The following is a 13843-nucleotide window of genomic DNA, read 5'->3' on the forward strand; positions in this document are numbered from 1 at the left end:
CAAGCGCTTCGGGCTCGATTCCCCATTCGAGCCTGGGGCTGTGCAGCTTTGCCTGAGCTTTATCTCTCCTCGCCGTAAACACGGCTGCCTATGGTTAGACGATACGATCGCTGCAGTTGGTTTTTGCCTGCAGATGTTCACTATCATTTAAACACCAACTAAACAGTGACCGTTGACAGACGCGGCGGCCCGCAACGGATTGCTGCGCATTTACTGTCGGGAAATGGAGTACGCTACGCAGGCAACCGTCTACAGATTCAAGGGTTTAGCCGTAAGCGGGTATGGAGGAATGGATATGCATGGGTATGGAATGGTGGGGGATTTACTCCATCTAGCCCTTTATTTAGTGAGCATCGGTTTCTGGATTTTGCTCTGGATAGTCTGCATCTTCAACGCGAAAGGCCGACTAAAAAAATTGTTGGGTCCTCACGCATTACTGATTTGTATAGCGCTATTTCCGGTATTGCCGGCAACTTTCGTGGGCGCAGCGTTGATTGCGTTCGGCCTCGAAGGCATTGTGTTGAGCATGTTTATTGCGGGTATCGGGCTGCCGCTGGCGGGCCTGCGTCTGGTTCAACGGTACGTACAGGCTGATTCGAATGGTCGCTTATAGTCAATTCGACAGTCAGACGTGTTTTGTCCCGTTTATCGACAGGGATGGGCAGGGCCGCATTTGAATAATAATGAAGAGGGATATATGCGAATACTTGTTATCGAAGATCACAAGGATATTCTCGCCAATATAATCGAATATTTCACGCTTAAAGGGTGTGAAGTTGTCGGCGCCCTGGACGGTTTGGCGGGACTGCATCTGGCAGTAACAGGCAACTACGATGCCATCATACTGGACCTTATGCTGCCCGGCATGGATGGTAATCTGGTGTGTAAAAACCTGCGAGAAAATACCAGGCAACATGTTCCCATCCTGATGCTTACAGCCCGGGATGAATTGAGTGATCGGCTGGCCGGGTTCAAAGTGGGTGCGGATGACTACATCGTCAAGCCGTTCGCTCTATCCGAACTATTTGCTCGCGTCGAAGCGGTCGCCCGCCGCTCAACGGGGTTAAGTAATCGCATGCTTCAAGTCCACGATTTGACCTACGATCTGGACTCTCTCGAAGTCTGTCGTGGCGGCAAATTGCTCAAGCTGAACCCGACCAATCTGGTATTTCTCGAATTGCTGATGCGCAAAAGTCCGTTGGTGGTAAAGCGAAAGGAACTTGAAGAAGCAATCTGGGGTACCAATACTCCGGATACCGATAGTTTGCGCAGTAATATCTACCTGTTGCGCAAGGCGATCGATAAGTCTTTTGACACGCCGCTGCTGCACACCCATCACGGCGTGGGCTACAAGTTGTACTGCCCTTACTGAGCGCAAGGAAAACGGCCGCTTTCCTTGCGAAGGTGGCCTGCGTGGACATGCATCTGCATCAGCGATCTCGCCAAACCGGGCCTGCTTGTGCAGATAAATGTATGGTGATTCTGCGATGAGCGCCTTGCTCAGTGGGTTAATTGATTGCTAAATGTATCCTCCAGTCGAGCAAGCATAACCAGGCGCCCGAGTTTGCTGCCGTCATTGCAATTGATGATTTCACCTCATAACTCTATGCAGTCTGGACCATATAGTTACGTTTAAGAGGCTAGGATACCGTCGGGCCTTCGTTTGTTTATCGAGCCCAGGTGTCAAACATGAAACTAGCCGGAGCCGCGCTCGCCACTTTATTTTTTGCCGCTTGTGCCGAGGGCAATCAGGGCGGTGGCAAACCTGATCCCAAGCCTTCGCCCGATGTTCTTGCGGTCACGCCGCAGTTGTATCAGTACACCACTGAACTGCTGTTTGGCGAAGTCTGGAAGCGCCAGGAGCTGGCACCCCGCGATCGTAGCCTGATCACCCTCGCAGCGCTGGTGAGTGCCGGGCAAACCGCGCAGATGACCGGACATCTCAATCTCGGCCTGGACAATGGCCTCAAGCCCAGCGAAATCAGCGCCCTGATTACTCACCTGGCGTTTTATGCGGGCTGGCCCAACGCGATGTCGGCAGTCGGCGTGGCAAAAAAAGTCTTTACTGAACGAGGCATACCGACCGAGCAGATCGTCCCGCCACCCACCGAGCCGTTGACGCTTGATCCCGCCAGCGAGGTCAAGCGCAAGGCGGCTGTCGAGGCCGCGACCGGGGAGGTGGCGCCTGCGCTCGGGCGCTACACCAACGAAGTGTTGTTCGCCAAGCTATGGCGACAGACCGATCTGACGGCTCGCGACCGCAGCTTGATTACGGTAGCCGCGCTCGTTACTCAAGGGCAGGCCGCCCAATTGCCATTCCACTTGAACCGAGCGATGGACAACGGTCTGACCGAAAGCCAGGCCGCCGAGGTAGTGACCCACCTGGCGTTTTACGTCGGGTGGCCAAAGGCGGTGTTGGCAGTGCCGGTATTGAAAACCGTGCTTGAGTCGCGCCGCAGTCAAGGCTGAACCCGGCTCGCTGAACTTGATATTTCCGCTCATGGTGATCCTGATGACAGACCCAAAAACACTGCAGCAGACAGTGCCTGAAGTAGATGCTCCGCTTGTCGAGGCAAGGCCTACGCGTCGCAGTTTTCTCAAGTTCGGAGCGTCGGGCATCGCCGCTGCGACCCTTTCAACCTGGATACCGGAAAGTGTGGTGGCCGCGCAGGGCGCGCCGCTGGCCGTGATTGAAGACCCGGACACACCAGGCGTTGGTGAACAGCGCATCCGCCTGATGGTCAACGGCCAGACGCACACGCTCAATGTACCCGCCAGCGCCATCCTGCTTGATGTGCTGCGCGACCGCTTGCAGCTGACCGGCACCAAGAAGGGCTGTGATCACGGGCAATGTGGCGCCTGCACGTTGTTGGTGGACGGTGTGGCGATCAATTCATGCCTGTCCATCGCTGTGCAGCACGACGGCCAAAGCATCACCACCATCGAAGGCCTCGCCCAGGGTGACGAGCTGCATCCGGTGCAGGAAGCTTTTTGGGATCATGACGCTTACCAGTGCGGATATTGCACCCCTGGGCAGATCATGAGCGCCGTAGCGATTCTCAATGACCCGAATATGCCCACTGATGATGCCAGTGTGCGCGAGGCCATGAGCGGCAATATCTGCCGTTGTGGTGCTTACAAGAACATCCTGGCGGCGGTGCAGTCCGCGCGCTCGAAAATGCGAGGGACAGTCTGATGCGTACGTTCGATTATGCACGGGCCGATTCGCCCGCACAGGCCGTGAACATCAGCTCCGGCCAGGGACAGCGTTTCTATCTGGCCGGGGGCACCACGTTGCTGGATCTGGTCAAGCTGGACGTCATGCAGCCGGATCAACTGGTGGACATCAATCGCCTGTCGCTCAAGCAGATCGAGGCCTTGCCGGACGGTCGCCTGCGCATTGGTGCGCTGGTCAGCAATACCGACCTGGCCCGTCATCCGCTGGTTCGCGAACGGTATCCGGTGCTCTCCCAGGAGCTGCTTGCCGGTGCCACCACTCAGCTACGCAACAAGGCCACCACGGCGGGTAATGTCATGCAGCGTGTGCGTTGCAACTATTACCGTGACGGCATTTCACCTTGCAACAAACGCCAGCCGGGTTCGGGTTGCGCGGCCATCGGTGGTTTGAATCGGAGTGTTCACGCGGTATTGGGCACCAGTAATCATTGCATCGCCACCCATCCTTCGGATATGTGCGTTGCCATGGCGGCGATTGGCGCGCAGGTGACCCGGTCTGTTCGAAAACTCAGCCTTCCTCGTCGCGCAACACATGATGCAGAAAGTCGTGACCGGCAAGGCCGCCGCGCCGATGCCCAATCGCGTGTCGGCCTGGGCCATTTATGACGTGTTCACGACGGCCGATGACGAGCAGGTGTTTCTGGGCGTGGTAAGCGACGGTCAATGGCAAAGCTTCTGCAAGGCCTTTGACTTCAGCGACTGGGCTGTCGACCCCACTCTGGTGCAAAACAACCAGCGGGTGCAGGCCCGTGATCAGATCCTGCCGTTTGTCAGCCAGCGTCTCGGTGGCATGAGCAAGGTTGAGGTCATGGCGCGCTGCGAAGCGGCAGGGCTGCCATTCTCGCCGATCCAGCGCCCGGAGGATCTGTTCGAAGACCGCCACTTGAATGCCTCGGGTGGCATGGCAGCGCTGACGCTGCCGGATGGCGAAAACGTAAAGGTGCCCATGTTGCCCTTCGAAATGGATGGCCAGCGTTTCGGCACACGTCTGAACGTTCCCGAACTCGGCAGCCATTCCAGTGAGCTGCTGACCCAGATGGGTTATTCCGACGAGGAGATTCAAGCGCTATACGATGCTGGTGTGGTTGAGGGCTGAGGCCCATACGCGACATTCAACGGGTGATCAGGCAGGTGATCGTCCGACGGCAGAACGGCCCGCTTCGTTGTCGCTTCATTATCTTTTGCACTTGGCCAACACCACTTCGCAGGTACTGGGCGTACCACCGGATCGCCCGGCATAGCGCTTGCAATTATCCAGGGATTTTTTGCGCGCCATATTCAAAGTAGAGCCCCAGGCCAGGCCACCTGTGCCCGCCGTGGGCAAGGCTTTTGCGTAGCAGTTCGAACCCTGGGTCGGCGTGGTACCTGAGCATCCCGCGATCAGCGCCAGGTTGATGGCGAGCAAGCAGGGTAGGGCCCATGACGAACAGCGGCGCTTGGTGATACCAATCATTCCATTTCCTGTGCATCAAGAGGCCGAAGCGTTTTTAGGGCCGTGTTATGCAGGTTAGACCGAGTTGTGCCGCCAAGGCGATTGCTAAAAGCTGCGCGGCTATTTTGCGCCTCAAACAGTGGGCTTCGATTACGTCTGCTTTGAAAATGCTCTGATTCAGAGAGTTTCTGGATAGAGGCACCGGGTCCCGGGGCGACCATCAGGCAACTGAAACATTTTCAAATACTTCACTTCAATAATGGTTGTACGACGTCGTACCTACTGTGTTGGACTGCGCCGGTTCCTACAAAAAAAATAACGGAGATCCACACATGCCGAGCACTCCTTCCGCTGAAGCGCAGGTTGCTGCGCCTTCGCAAAGTCCCATCACACGAGTACTTAAACTTCTAGGTCCCGGAATCATCGCCGTTCTTTCCTGGCTGGGCGCGGGTGACTTGATCACTTCGTCGGTGGCAGGGGCGAATTACGGATACGCAATGATGTGGGTGTTGGCAGTATCTCTGCTCTTGAGATATTTGATCGTCAACATCATCGCGCGCTTCCAGCTCTGCAATAACCAGGGCATGACGATCCTGCAAGGTTATGCCCAGCTGAACCCGTTTTTCGGCTGGTTCTTGCTGGTGTATGCATTGCTCATGGGGCATTTGATGAATGCCTACATGATCAAGGGCGCTGGCGAAGCCCTGGCCATGCTATTGAAGGTTGATTACCCACTGTTGTGTTCTGTAGCCGTAGTGCTGGCGGTCTGGATGCTGGTCGGTCGTAATATTTACTCGATGATCGAAGGCGTCATGAAGGTGCTGCTGGCGATCATGACGTTGGCGTTCATCGCTCTGGCGGTGATGTCCGGACCGGATGTCATCGGCATTGTCAAAGGCACGATCGGTTTCAGCATTCCCCCGGATGAAGGTGTGCATGGCGCGCTGCTGGTCGCCGTTTCGGTTATCGGTGCGGTTGCCGGCTCGGTCGCCAACTTTGTTCACCCGTATGTCATGCGGCAGAAGGGCTGGACCGGACCCGAACATAAGCGTGTTCAGCGTAACGATCTACTGTTCGCAGTATTTATCGGCATCATCATTAACCTGGCGATCTGGATCGTGGGCGCGGAAATCCTGCGGCCGAACGGGATTGAAGTTAAAACCTTGAGCGACCTGGGCAAGGCTCTGGAAATCGTCTTCGGCCCGATTGGCTGGTATGTATTCTTCATCGGTGTATTTGCGACGCTGTTTGCCAGTATCTCCGGCAAGACCACCGCTTTCCCGATGCTGATCACCGACGCCTTCCAGCATGTCAGCCCGAAACGCCGCGAACGTTACGGTAAGGAATTCCATCATGACCCGATGCACAAGTGGTTCATGCTGTTCATTCTCGTAACCCCGTTGGTTTGGTCCCTTCCAGGCATGCCGGATTTTGTGACACTGACCATTGGCGTCAGTGCCTTGAACATTATCGGGCTGCCGGTTATTTCGCTGGGCTTGCTGATCATGTCCAACCAGAAATCGCTGCTGGACAAGAAGTACCGCAACAACCTGTTTGAGAACATCGCTTTACTGTTCGCGACAGGTCTTGCGCTGTGGGTCGCGTTCCAGTTAGGTGTTGATCTGTTCACCTGATCGATCATTCAGTCGTTCGCCGGTCGCAACGGACAACACCTGTTCGTTGCGGCTGGCGCGGTTCTGGCATTTGAAACGCGAACGGGTCAGCGTTAAATGTTCAGAAGTCCCAGCGGGTAGTGAGCATGAAGTTGCGCGGTTCGCCGTACGCCGCAGAATTGTAGAAACCAATGTTGGTGTAGTAAGACTTATCAAAGATGTTATTGGCGTTCAGCGTTGTCGAGAGATTGTCACTGAACTGATAACGGGCCATTGCGTCCACCAGCCAATAGGCTTTCTGTGAAAATTCCTCGTAGCGGCCATGCGGGGAGTTGTAGATGTCCTGCCACGCAACGCTCTGCCAGCGCGTGCCACCGCCGATGGTGAGCCTGTCGAGACTGCCTTTCAGCTTGTAAGAGGTATACAGGCTGATTTGATCTTCGGGCTCGAAGGTGGAGATTTTGATGTCGTTATCGTCACGCACGATCTTGTGCGTGTAGCCGGCCTGCAACTGCCAGCCAGGCGAAAGCTCACCGGACATTTCGACTTCATAGCCCTTGGTGACGGCTTTGGTGCCTTTGAACGCATAGTTGGAAGGGGTGGGCTGACGATTGTTGTAGTCATCGTCGGACACCGAACGATTGTCTTCACGAATCTCGAAGTAGGCGGCGCTGGCGTTCAATCGCTTGTCGAAGAACTCGGCCTTGATGCCAAGTTCATAGTTCTGGCCTTCGTCCGGATCAAGGATTTTGTTGTCACGGTCGCGGTTGTAGTTTTCCTGCGGCATGAAAATGTCCGTGTAGCTGGCGTACACCGAATAGGTGTCGTTCAGGTCATAGACCGCGCCGACGTAAGGCACGAAGCGCCCGGTTTCCTTGTAGGACGGGGTGATACCGGTCAGCTGGTAGTTGACTACGCGCCCGCCGAGCAACACCTTCAAGTCGTCGGTGATGTTCAGGCGTGTGGTGACGTAGGCACCTGTCTGGCGGACGGTGTCGTCGATCCATTGCGTCTGCGAGCCCCAATCAGGTTCGCGGAAGTTGCCGTGCCAATTGTTGAAATCGACGACATTGGGGCCGTAGGTGGTGTAGTCCCAGAAACCTTTGCCTTTCCAGGTGGAAGTGGCAATGGAGCCGCCCAATACCAGTTCGTGCTCCCGACCCAGCAGACTGAACGGTCCGGTGACGTACAGGTCGGCCGAGTCGCTGACGGTTTCGCCGGTGTATTTGCCGGGTGTGATGGATGAAGTGCCATCGGCGTTTGGCGTGCTGCCCTGAATGGACCCCATGAGGGCGTGGTAACCATTGATCTTGTGATCCAGCTGCAGTTTGCCGACCCAACCGTTATCGAAGTTGTGCTCGAGCATGGCGAATACGGTGCGCGTGTATTGCTCCCAGCTGCTCCAGTCGGCACCGTTGTTGAACGATCGCGAGACGTGATTGCGATCACCGTTGGCATCAATCAGCGGGAAACTTCCCGACCACGTGGACGCCTTGGGCAGGCTGTCCTGGTAGTCGCCGCCGACCGTAAGCATGGTGTCCGGCGACAGGTCGAATTCCATGATCCCGTAGTACACCGGGCTCTTGCGCGAATAGCGGTCCATGAACGAGTTCTTGTCCTGATAGGCGGCGACGGCGCGGCCGCGTACATTGCCGGTTTCGGTCAGGGGACCACTCACTTCCAGCTCACTGCGATAGTTGTCCCAGGAACCGACACCCAGGCTGGCATGCCCCTGAAACTCGGCGGTGGGCTTCTTGCGCACCAGGTTGATGGTGGCGCCGAGCGATCCGGCGCCCGTCAACAGCCCGGTCGCGCCCTTGAGCACCTCGACGCGGTCGTAAATGGCCATGTCGCTCAGGGTATTGCCTGCGGAATACGCCACGTTGCGGGATGTGGACGGAATACCGTCGTACTGGAAGTTATTGATCGAAAAACCGCGGGCGTAGTAGTTGCTGCGCTCGGTGTCGAACGCCGACACCGTGATACCCGGTGTATGGCGCATCACATCGTCGACAGTGTTCAGACCGAAGTCATTCATGTGCTGACGCGTGACGACGGTGATCGATTGCGGTGTCTCGCGCGGAGAAAGGACCAGGCGTGTCGAGGTGGCGATGGTGCCCGGCGTATAGGATCCAGATCCCTCGGTGATGGTCCCCAGTTCGTTGGAGATGATATCCGTGCGGCCCAGTTCTATTGCCGAGGTCTGAGAGTTTCCGGGGCGCAGGGAATAGCGTCCGTCACTCTCCTGGATCGCCCGCAAGCCTGAACCCGCCAGCAAACGCTCAAGGCCTTCGCTCATTGCGTATTTTCCGTTCAGCCCGGTAGAACTCAGTCCTCGTGTGAGTGCCGGATCAAACGACAAGACAACGCCTGCCTCGGCTGCAAAGCGGGTCAGGGCCGTCCCCAGGTCGCCCGCGCCGATGTGGTACTCGCGCACGCTGCCCTCGTTGGCATAAGCCGATAATGAAGTGCCGATCCCCAGCAACGTAGAGCAAAGCAGGGCGCCGCGAAGACTCGCTGTGAGGCGGCCGGTCTTGAAGGGTATTTTCATCTCTGGATGTCTCGTCGTCTTGATTGGCGGGTGGGCTATGTACCCCATTGCTCAATGAGTCGAACGAGAATGAGAAAACCTATCATCCACAGCGTTTTTTTTAACGCGGCAAGACGGTTACCCAGTAGCGGGTCTTTTCTTCTATCCGCACGGGCAAGCTCGTGGTCAGCGCCTGCAAGGCCTGATCAGTGTCGTTCAAGGCAAAGGCCCCGCTGATGCGCAGGCTGGCAATGGCAGGATCACAGCGCAGCCAGCCCGAGCGGTAGCGGCCCAGTTCCGCGAGAAAGCTGTCGAGACGTTGCTCGTTGGCGACCAGCACGCCCTTGCTCCAGGCATCCTGACCCGGTGTCACGGGGGAGGGGGATTGCGCCTGGCGGCTGTCGAACGCGCACTGCATCCCGGCCTCCACTACCAGCGGCGAGCCGGCGAGCGGAGTAATGCGAACCTGATGCTCGAATACCGCAACGCGTGCACCGCCGTCGTCCCTGCGCACCGAGAATCGTGTGCCGAGCGCCTGGACGATACCTTGCGGGGTTTGCACGAAAAACGGTCGGCCAGCAGGATCCGGGGCGGTGGTGACCAGAATCTCGCCTTCGCGCAGCACCAGTCGGCGGCTGTCGGCGTCGTACGCGACATCCACCGCGCTTGCGGTGTTGAGCTGCAGTTGGGTGCCATCCGCCAATACGATTCTGCGTTGTTCGCCGGTCGCCGTACGATAATCCGCGGTCCAGCCCGCGGTGTGCGCTTGTCGATATCCGCCATAGCTGAGCATGCCGCCACCGACCGCCAGGACCAGGCCTTTGAGTAACGTGCGGCGACCGCTTTGTTCCGGTTGATCGGCCAGGCTGAATGCGCGTCCCGTCACGCCCGTTGGTAGACCGTGCAGGCGCTGCTGCAATTGCTGCGCCTGTTCCCAGGCCCAGCGGTTTTCTGCGCAGCTGGCCAGCCATTCGCCCCAGGCACCTTGATCCGCACAGGTAACATCCTCGCTTTGCAGCTTGGTGAACCAGTGTGCGGCTTGCTGAAGCGCCACTCGCTGCTGAGGGTTCAGGGTGGTCATCGTGATCAGCGCTCCACGCCCAGGCTGTAGAGCATGCAATGCTGCGTCGCTTTGGCGATGTAGCGGTTGATGGTCACGACGGAGACGCCCAATTGGGCAGCAATGGCCTTGTAGTTCATGCCATCGGGCTGGGAAAGTAGAAACGCGCGCCGAACATTGGCGCCCAGCCCCGCGAGCATTGCATCCAGTTCATAAAGGCTTTCGAGCAGAATTGCTCTGGATTCTTCGCTGATGGTCACGGCTTCCGGTTGTTCGGCCAGGGCCTGCAACCAGGCCCGCTCAAGGCGAGCGCGGCGGAAATGATCAATCATCAGCCTGCGGGCGATAGTCGCCAGATAGCCCTTTGGCTCACGCACGGCTTCAAGCTGGGCAGCGGCATCCTTGGCGGTCAGCACCCGGATGAAAACGTCCTGCACCAGATCGGCAGCCAGATCACGGCACTCGACGCGCGGGCGTAACCAGCCAAATAGCCAGCGATGATGATCGCGATAAAAAACGCTGACCTGCTGTTTGAAAGGGGAAGGGGTGGGCATAGGGGCAAATCAATAATGCAATTAGGATTGATTATCATTCTATGGTTGGCGGTGTTTGTTCTGCAAGCCTGTAGCGAGCGCCTTGCCGGGATTCATCGTGATTCAGCGTCTTCACAGGCGCAATCCACCGCCGCTCATGCATTGGCAGACCTTTAGACGTATCCTTCGCGCGGCGTATCGGGCTCGCGGTTCGTCGATACGATCCTCACCCTCTACCCACGCCAACAGGAGTTTTGCGTGCAAAAGGATTACCTGGCGTTTTTCACTTCCTTGTTCCTGTCGCGGCTGGCGGATCAGATTCTGTTGTTCATCGTGCCATTGGTTGTATTTCAGACCACCAATAGCGCCGCCTGGGCCGGTTTGGCGTTCTTCGTCGAATCGCTGCCGCGCTTTCTGGCGTTTCCGGTCTGCGGCGCGCTGTGCGACAGGTTCTCCCCGATCAGAATCCTGCACATCAGCCAGGTGTATCGAGCGCTGATCTGTGTGCTGGCGGTGATTCTGCACGCTGTTTTTGGCGGTATTTTCTGGCTTGTCGCGCTTTCGGCCTTGTGCGGTGTGTTGACCACTCAGGGCATCATGGCCCGTGAAGTTCTGTTGCCGCATATCTTCCAGCGCTACAGCTACACCAAGACCCTGTCGTACTCGCAGATCGCCGACCAGACTGGCTTGGTGCTCGGTCCTCTGGTTGCCGCTCTGCTACTGGAAGTCTGGGCGTGGTATTGGGTAGTTTTGTGCAGCGCGGGCCTGTTTTTGCTGGCAGATCTGGCCATGCTGGTGTGGCAGCGCAACTGCCGATTCACCCTGGAAATCCACCCGCAGCACGGCGATATCTGGTGGCGTCCGTTCAAGATCGCGGTCGGGCACATCTTCAAGCTGACGGAGCTGAAAAAAATCATCACCCTGGCCGTGGGGGTGAACCTGATCGTGGGTGTCACGGCGGCGACTTCCGCAGCGATGATCATTGGCGAATTTGCCGCCGACAAGGCCACTTACGCAGGCCTGCAGATGGCGGGCGCGGTGACCACAATCCTGATTCTGTTGTTCCTCGCGCGATGGATTCTGCCGTTGCGGGTCCTGGGCAGCGTTGCATACGTGATGATTGCCGTGGGGGCGTTTATCAGTGCCTTGAGTCCCAACCTGGGGGGCTATGTGTTGGGCTTCCTGCTGATTGTGGGCTTCGACAAAATGTTCAACGTCTACATGCGCAGCATTCGCCAGCGGGTGATTCCCGCCCAGGATTTCGGCAAGACGGTCGGCGTTATCACGTTGCTTAACAATCTGTCGCAGCCGCTGGCGGGACTGCTGGTCGCAGTGCTGGCGGCCACGTTGGGTACGCCGCGGGTGATTCTGATTCTCGCCGCGCTGACTGCATTGCTGGGTGCGATGGCGTTACTGCTGTTCTCAGGCAAGACGGTTCCCTTGCAGGTCGGCGAGCTGAACGCGGACTCAGCCATCAAAGATCGATAACGCAGCGTCAAAAACGGGTCGAGTCGATCACCTCATCTCTTCAGCAGAACGCTGTCGCCGGCATTCGCGGGCAGCCGCACGACATCGACCAACCCCAGAAGCCCCAAGGCGGCGATGCCCAGAAACGCAACGCGAAAGTCGAACGTCTGAGCGTAGATTTCCCCACCTCGCAGGGACATGGAGATACGCAGCAGCAATGCGGCCACTGTCACGCCGATTCCCATCGCCAGTTGGAAGAACATGCTGAACAGTGCAGAGGCTTCACTCATACGACTTTTTTCTACATCGGCGAAGCCGATAGAGTTGTAGCAGGTGAACTGCATTGATCGGGACAGCCCGCCAACAAACAGGATGACAGCAATCAGCCAGAATGGTGTGGTAGCCGTGAAGCACGCACACGCCGCTATGGACATGACGCCGATGATCCCGTTGAGCAACAGCACCCGACGAAAACCATAGCGCTGCATGATGGCGGTAGTGAACGGCTTCATTGCCAGGTTGCCGGCGAAGACGGCCAGCACCAGGGTTCCGGCTTCAACGGGAGATAGACCAAAGGCAATCTGAAACAGCAGCGGGAGCAGGAAGGGTAAGGCGCTGATCGCCATCCTGAACATCGATCCGCCGAAGACGCTGACCCTGAAGGTCTGGATGGACAGAGTGTCGAGCGCAAGGAGTGGGTTCGCGTGGGTACGACAGTGATGTATTGCCAGAGCGGCAACCGCCATTCCAAACGCCAGAACTCCCGCTCCAACCCATAACCCACTGCCGCTATGACCGCCGAGCCACTCCAGCCCCCCAAGAATCGTTGCGCAGGCGCCTGACAGCAGCACGAATCCTCTGCCGTCAAACTTGCGCACATTTTCCTCTTTGCCTGCGGGCACCAGCCATAGCGCGGCAATCAAGGCCAGCAGTCCCAGGGGCAAATTGAGATAGAAAATCCATGGCCAGTCGAAATGGGTGACGATCAAACCACCCGCTACCGGCCCGAGAATCGGCGCGACAAGGCCGGGCCAGGTAATCACCGCGATCATCTTGACCAGGTCTTTCTTGTCTGTATTGCGCAGCACCGCAAGACGTCCAACCGGCACCATTAACGCCCCGCCAATGCCTTGCAGCACGCGGGATGCGACGAAGGCCTCGAAGCTTGTACTCATGGCGCAAAGCAGCGACGCGAACGTAAATGTCACGATGGCTGCGGTGAAGACTCGGCGGGCGCCAAACCGATCCGCCACCCAGCCTGACAGGGGTATGAAGATTGCGACAGCGAGCAGGTACGCCGTAATCCCGACATTCATGTCGACTGGGCTCACATCAAAATCAGCCGCCATTTTCGGCAGCGCGGTCGCAATGACAGTGGCGTCCAGATTCTCCATGAAGAACGTGACTGCGACGACAATGGCGATGAATCGGGTCTGCAAGCTGATGCCCGCTCCGACGTTCGCCGTTGACTCTTGAACCGGAGGAATCACCGTCGACGTCCTTTAAAGCGCTGAGAGAGATGGCTGTTCTTTTAGCAGAGAGCGGGCCTTGCTGCGACCACTAACCGGCCAGGCCCGATCAATCCATTGGGGTTAGTGGTTGAGACTTGAGCTGGTGGATAGCTTTACCGGCGAACTGGCGATGCTGCGGCACGAGAAGTTCGTCTTTCTCCAGGACCCGGCCGGCATCGGTCTGACCTCACATACGCTTCAGGCCTGTCGGCAAAATCTACTGCATCCCGAGAACATCATGCATGTGCCTTCGTTGATGAGCATCCCGGGATTGGTGGCGGCGGGTGTCGGTTTAAGCATCGTGCCTGGGGCGATGACCCGATTGACCATGCCTGGGGTGCGGTTCACACCGCTGACCCAGGCGGGAATGGTCAGTGAGCTGTCGCTGATTTCGCGCATCGATGAGCGCTCCAGTGCAGTGCTTCACTTCATCGACGAGGCTCATGGTTGGGGTTAGAAA

The 13843-nt window shown here is 57.5% G+C and carries 12 protein-coding genes and 2 pseudogenes; 9 read left to right on the forward strand and 5 right to left on the reverse strand.

Going from position 1 to position 13843, the window contains the following annotated elements:
* Nucleotides 1-295: 295 nt before the first annotated feature.
* The 6 genes and pseudogenes from AFK24_RS05160 to AFK24_RS05185 form a co-directional block, all read left to right on the forward strand.
* Complete coding sequence (locus AFK24_RS05160) at nucleotides 296-613, forward strand: hypothetical protein (RefSeq protein WP_139110449.1); 318 nt, start codon at nucleotides 296-298, stop codon at nucleotides 611-613.
* Nucleotides 614-697: 84 nt separating this feature from the next.
* On the forward strand, nucleotides 698-1372 hold the full coding sequence (locus tag AFK24_RS05165) for a response regulator transcription factor (RefSeq protein WP_065832222.1): 675 nt from the start codon (nucleotides 698-700) through the stop codon (nucleotides 1370-1372).
* Between the two features lie 317 nt (nucleotides 1373-1689).
* A complete protein-coding gene (locus tag AFK24_RS05170; protein ID WP_065832223.1) occupies nucleotides 1690-2469 on the forward strand; it encodes a carboxymuconolactone decarboxylase family protein in 780 nt (259 codons plus the stop codon).
* 43 nt (nucleotides 2470-2512) lie between these two features.
* Entirely contained in the window at nucleotides 2513-3196 is a 684-nt protein-coding gene (locus tag AFK24_RS05175; protein ID WP_065832454.1) for a (2Fe-2S)-binding protein, read from the forward strand.
* Nucleotides 3196-3729 (forward strand): annotated as a pseudogene (locus tag AFK24_RS05180) (FAD binding domain-containing protein); the annotation flags it as partial. The gene AFK24_RS05175 and the pseudogene AFK24_RS05180, both read left to right, overlap by 1 nt.
* Before the next feature lies 1 nt (nucleotide 3730).
* Nucleotides 3731-4333, forward strand: a pseudogene (locus AFK24_RS05185) (CoA transferase); the annotation flags it as partial.
* Nucleotides 4334-4411: 78 nt separating this feature from the next.
* Here AFK24_RS05185 and AFK24_RS05190 read toward each other — a convergent pair.
* The gene (locus AFK24_RS05190) at nucleotides 4412-4690 is read right to left on the reverse strand and encodes a hypothetical protein (protein WP_065832224.1); all 279 of its coding nucleotides are present in this window, start codon (nucleotides 4688-4690) and stop codon (nucleotides 4412-4414) included.
* 311 nt (nucleotides 4691-5001) lie between these two features.
* Here AFK24_RS05190 and AFK24_RS05195 point away from each other — a divergent pair, with 311 nt between their 5' ends.
* Entirely contained in the window at nucleotides 5002-6303 is a 1302-nt protein-coding gene (locus tag AFK24_RS05195) for an Nramp family divalent metal transporter (protein ID WP_065832225.1), read from the forward strand.
* Between the two features lie 100 nt (nucleotides 6304-6403).
* Here AFK24_RS05195 and AFK24_RS05200 read toward each other — a convergent pair whose 3' ends face one another.
* From AFK24_RS05200 to AFK24_RS05210, 3 genes are all read right to left on the reverse strand, one after another.
* Nucleotides 6404-8833: a TonB-dependent siderophore receptor gene (locus AFK24_RS05200; RefSeq protein WP_065832226.1), complete on the reverse strand. Its 2430-nt coding sequence runs from the start codon at nucleotides 8831-8833 to the stop codon at nucleotides 6404-6406.
* A 100-nt stretch (nucleotides 8834-8933) separates the two neighbouring features.
* Nucleotides 8934-9893 (reverse strand): FecR domain-containing protein, encoded by a 960-nt coding sequence (locus tag AFK24_RS05205; protein WP_065832227.1) that lies wholly within the window; start codon nucleotides 9891-9893, stop codon nucleotides 8934-8936.
* 5 nt (nucleotides 9894-9898) lie between these two features.
* Nucleotides 9899-10426: a sigma-70 family RNA polymerase sigma factor gene (locus AFK24_RS05210; protein ID WP_065832228.1), complete on the reverse strand. Its 528-nt coding sequence runs from the start codon at nucleotides 10424-10426 to the stop codon at nucleotides 9899-9901.
* A 237-nt stretch (nucleotides 10427-10663) separates the two neighbouring features.
* Here AFK24_RS05210 and AFK24_RS05215 point away from each other — a divergent pair, with 237 nt between their 5' ends.
* Nucleotides 10664-11893 carry an MFS transporter gene (locus tag AFK24_RS05215; protein ID WP_065832229.1) on the forward strand — a complete coding sequence of 410 codons (1230 nt, stop codon included), beginning with the start codon at nucleotides 10664-10666 and terminating at the stop codon, nucleotides 11891-11893.
* A gap of 32 nt (nucleotides 11894-11925) precedes the next feature.
* On the opposite strand, the gene AFK24_RS05220 is transcribed toward AFK24_RS05215, so the two are convergent.
* Nucleotides 11926-13317, reverse strand: a complete 1392-nt coding sequence (locus AFK24_RS05220; RefSeq protein WP_276204937.1) for an MFS transporter — start codon at nucleotides 13315-13317, stop codon at nucleotides 11926-11928.
* Between the two features lie 154 nt (nucleotides 13318-13471).
* Between AFK24_RS05220 and AFK24_RS05225 the strand changes: the two genes are divergently transcribed.
* Complete coding sequence (locus AFK24_RS05225) at nucleotides 13472-13840, forward strand: LysR substrate-binding domain-containing protein (protein ID WP_240500335.1); 369 nt, start codon at nucleotides 13472-13474, stop codon at nucleotides 13838-13840.
* Nucleotides 13841-13843 lie beyond the last annotated feature (3 nt).

Origin of the sequence: Pseudomonas syringae (assembly GCF_001698815.1) — a bacterium.
GTDB lineage: Bacteria > Pseudomonadota > Gammaproteobacteria > Pseudomonadales > Pseudomonadaceae > Aquipseudomonas > Aquipseudomonas syringae_A.

Excerpts from the sequence above, each read along its gene's own strand:
- AFK24_RS05160 (WP_139110449.1), top strand. The coding sequence starts at position 296 with ATGCATGGGTATGGAATGGTGGGGGATTTACTCCATCTAGCCCTTTAT.
- AFK24_RS05165 (WP_065832222.1), top strand. The coding sequence starts at position 698 with ATGCGAATACTTGTTATCGAAGATCACAAGGATATTCTCGCCAATATA.
- AFK24_RS05170 (WP_065832223.1), top strand. The coding sequence starts at position 1,690 with ATGAAACTAGCCGGAGCCGCGCTCGCCACTTTATTTTTTGCCGCTTGT.
- AFK24_RS05175 (WP_065832454.1), top strand. The coding sequence starts at position 2,513 with ATGACAGACCCAAAAACACTGCAGCAGACAGTGCCTGAAGTAGATGCT.
- AFK24_RS05190 (WP_065832224.1), bottom strand. The coding sequence starts at position 4,690 with ATGATTGGTATCACCAAGCGCCGCTGTTCGTCATGGGCCCTACCCTGC.
- AFK24_RS05195 (WP_065832225.1), top strand. The coding sequence starts at position 5,002 with ATGCCGAGCACTCCTTCCGCTGAAGCGCAGGTTGCTGCGCCTTCGCAA.
- AFK24_RS05200 (WP_065832226.1), bottom strand. The coding sequence starts at position 8,833 with ATGAAAATACCCTTCAAGACCGGCCGCCTCACAGCGAGTCTTCGCGGC.
- AFK24_RS05205 (WP_065832227.1), bottom strand. The coding sequence starts at position 9,893 with ATGACCACCCTGAACCCTCAGCAGCGAGTGGCGCTTCAGCAAGCCGCA.
- AFK24_RS05210 (WP_065832228.1), bottom strand. The coding sequence starts at position 10,426 with ATGCCCACCCCTTCCCCTTTCAAACAGCAGGTCAGCGTTTTTTATCGC.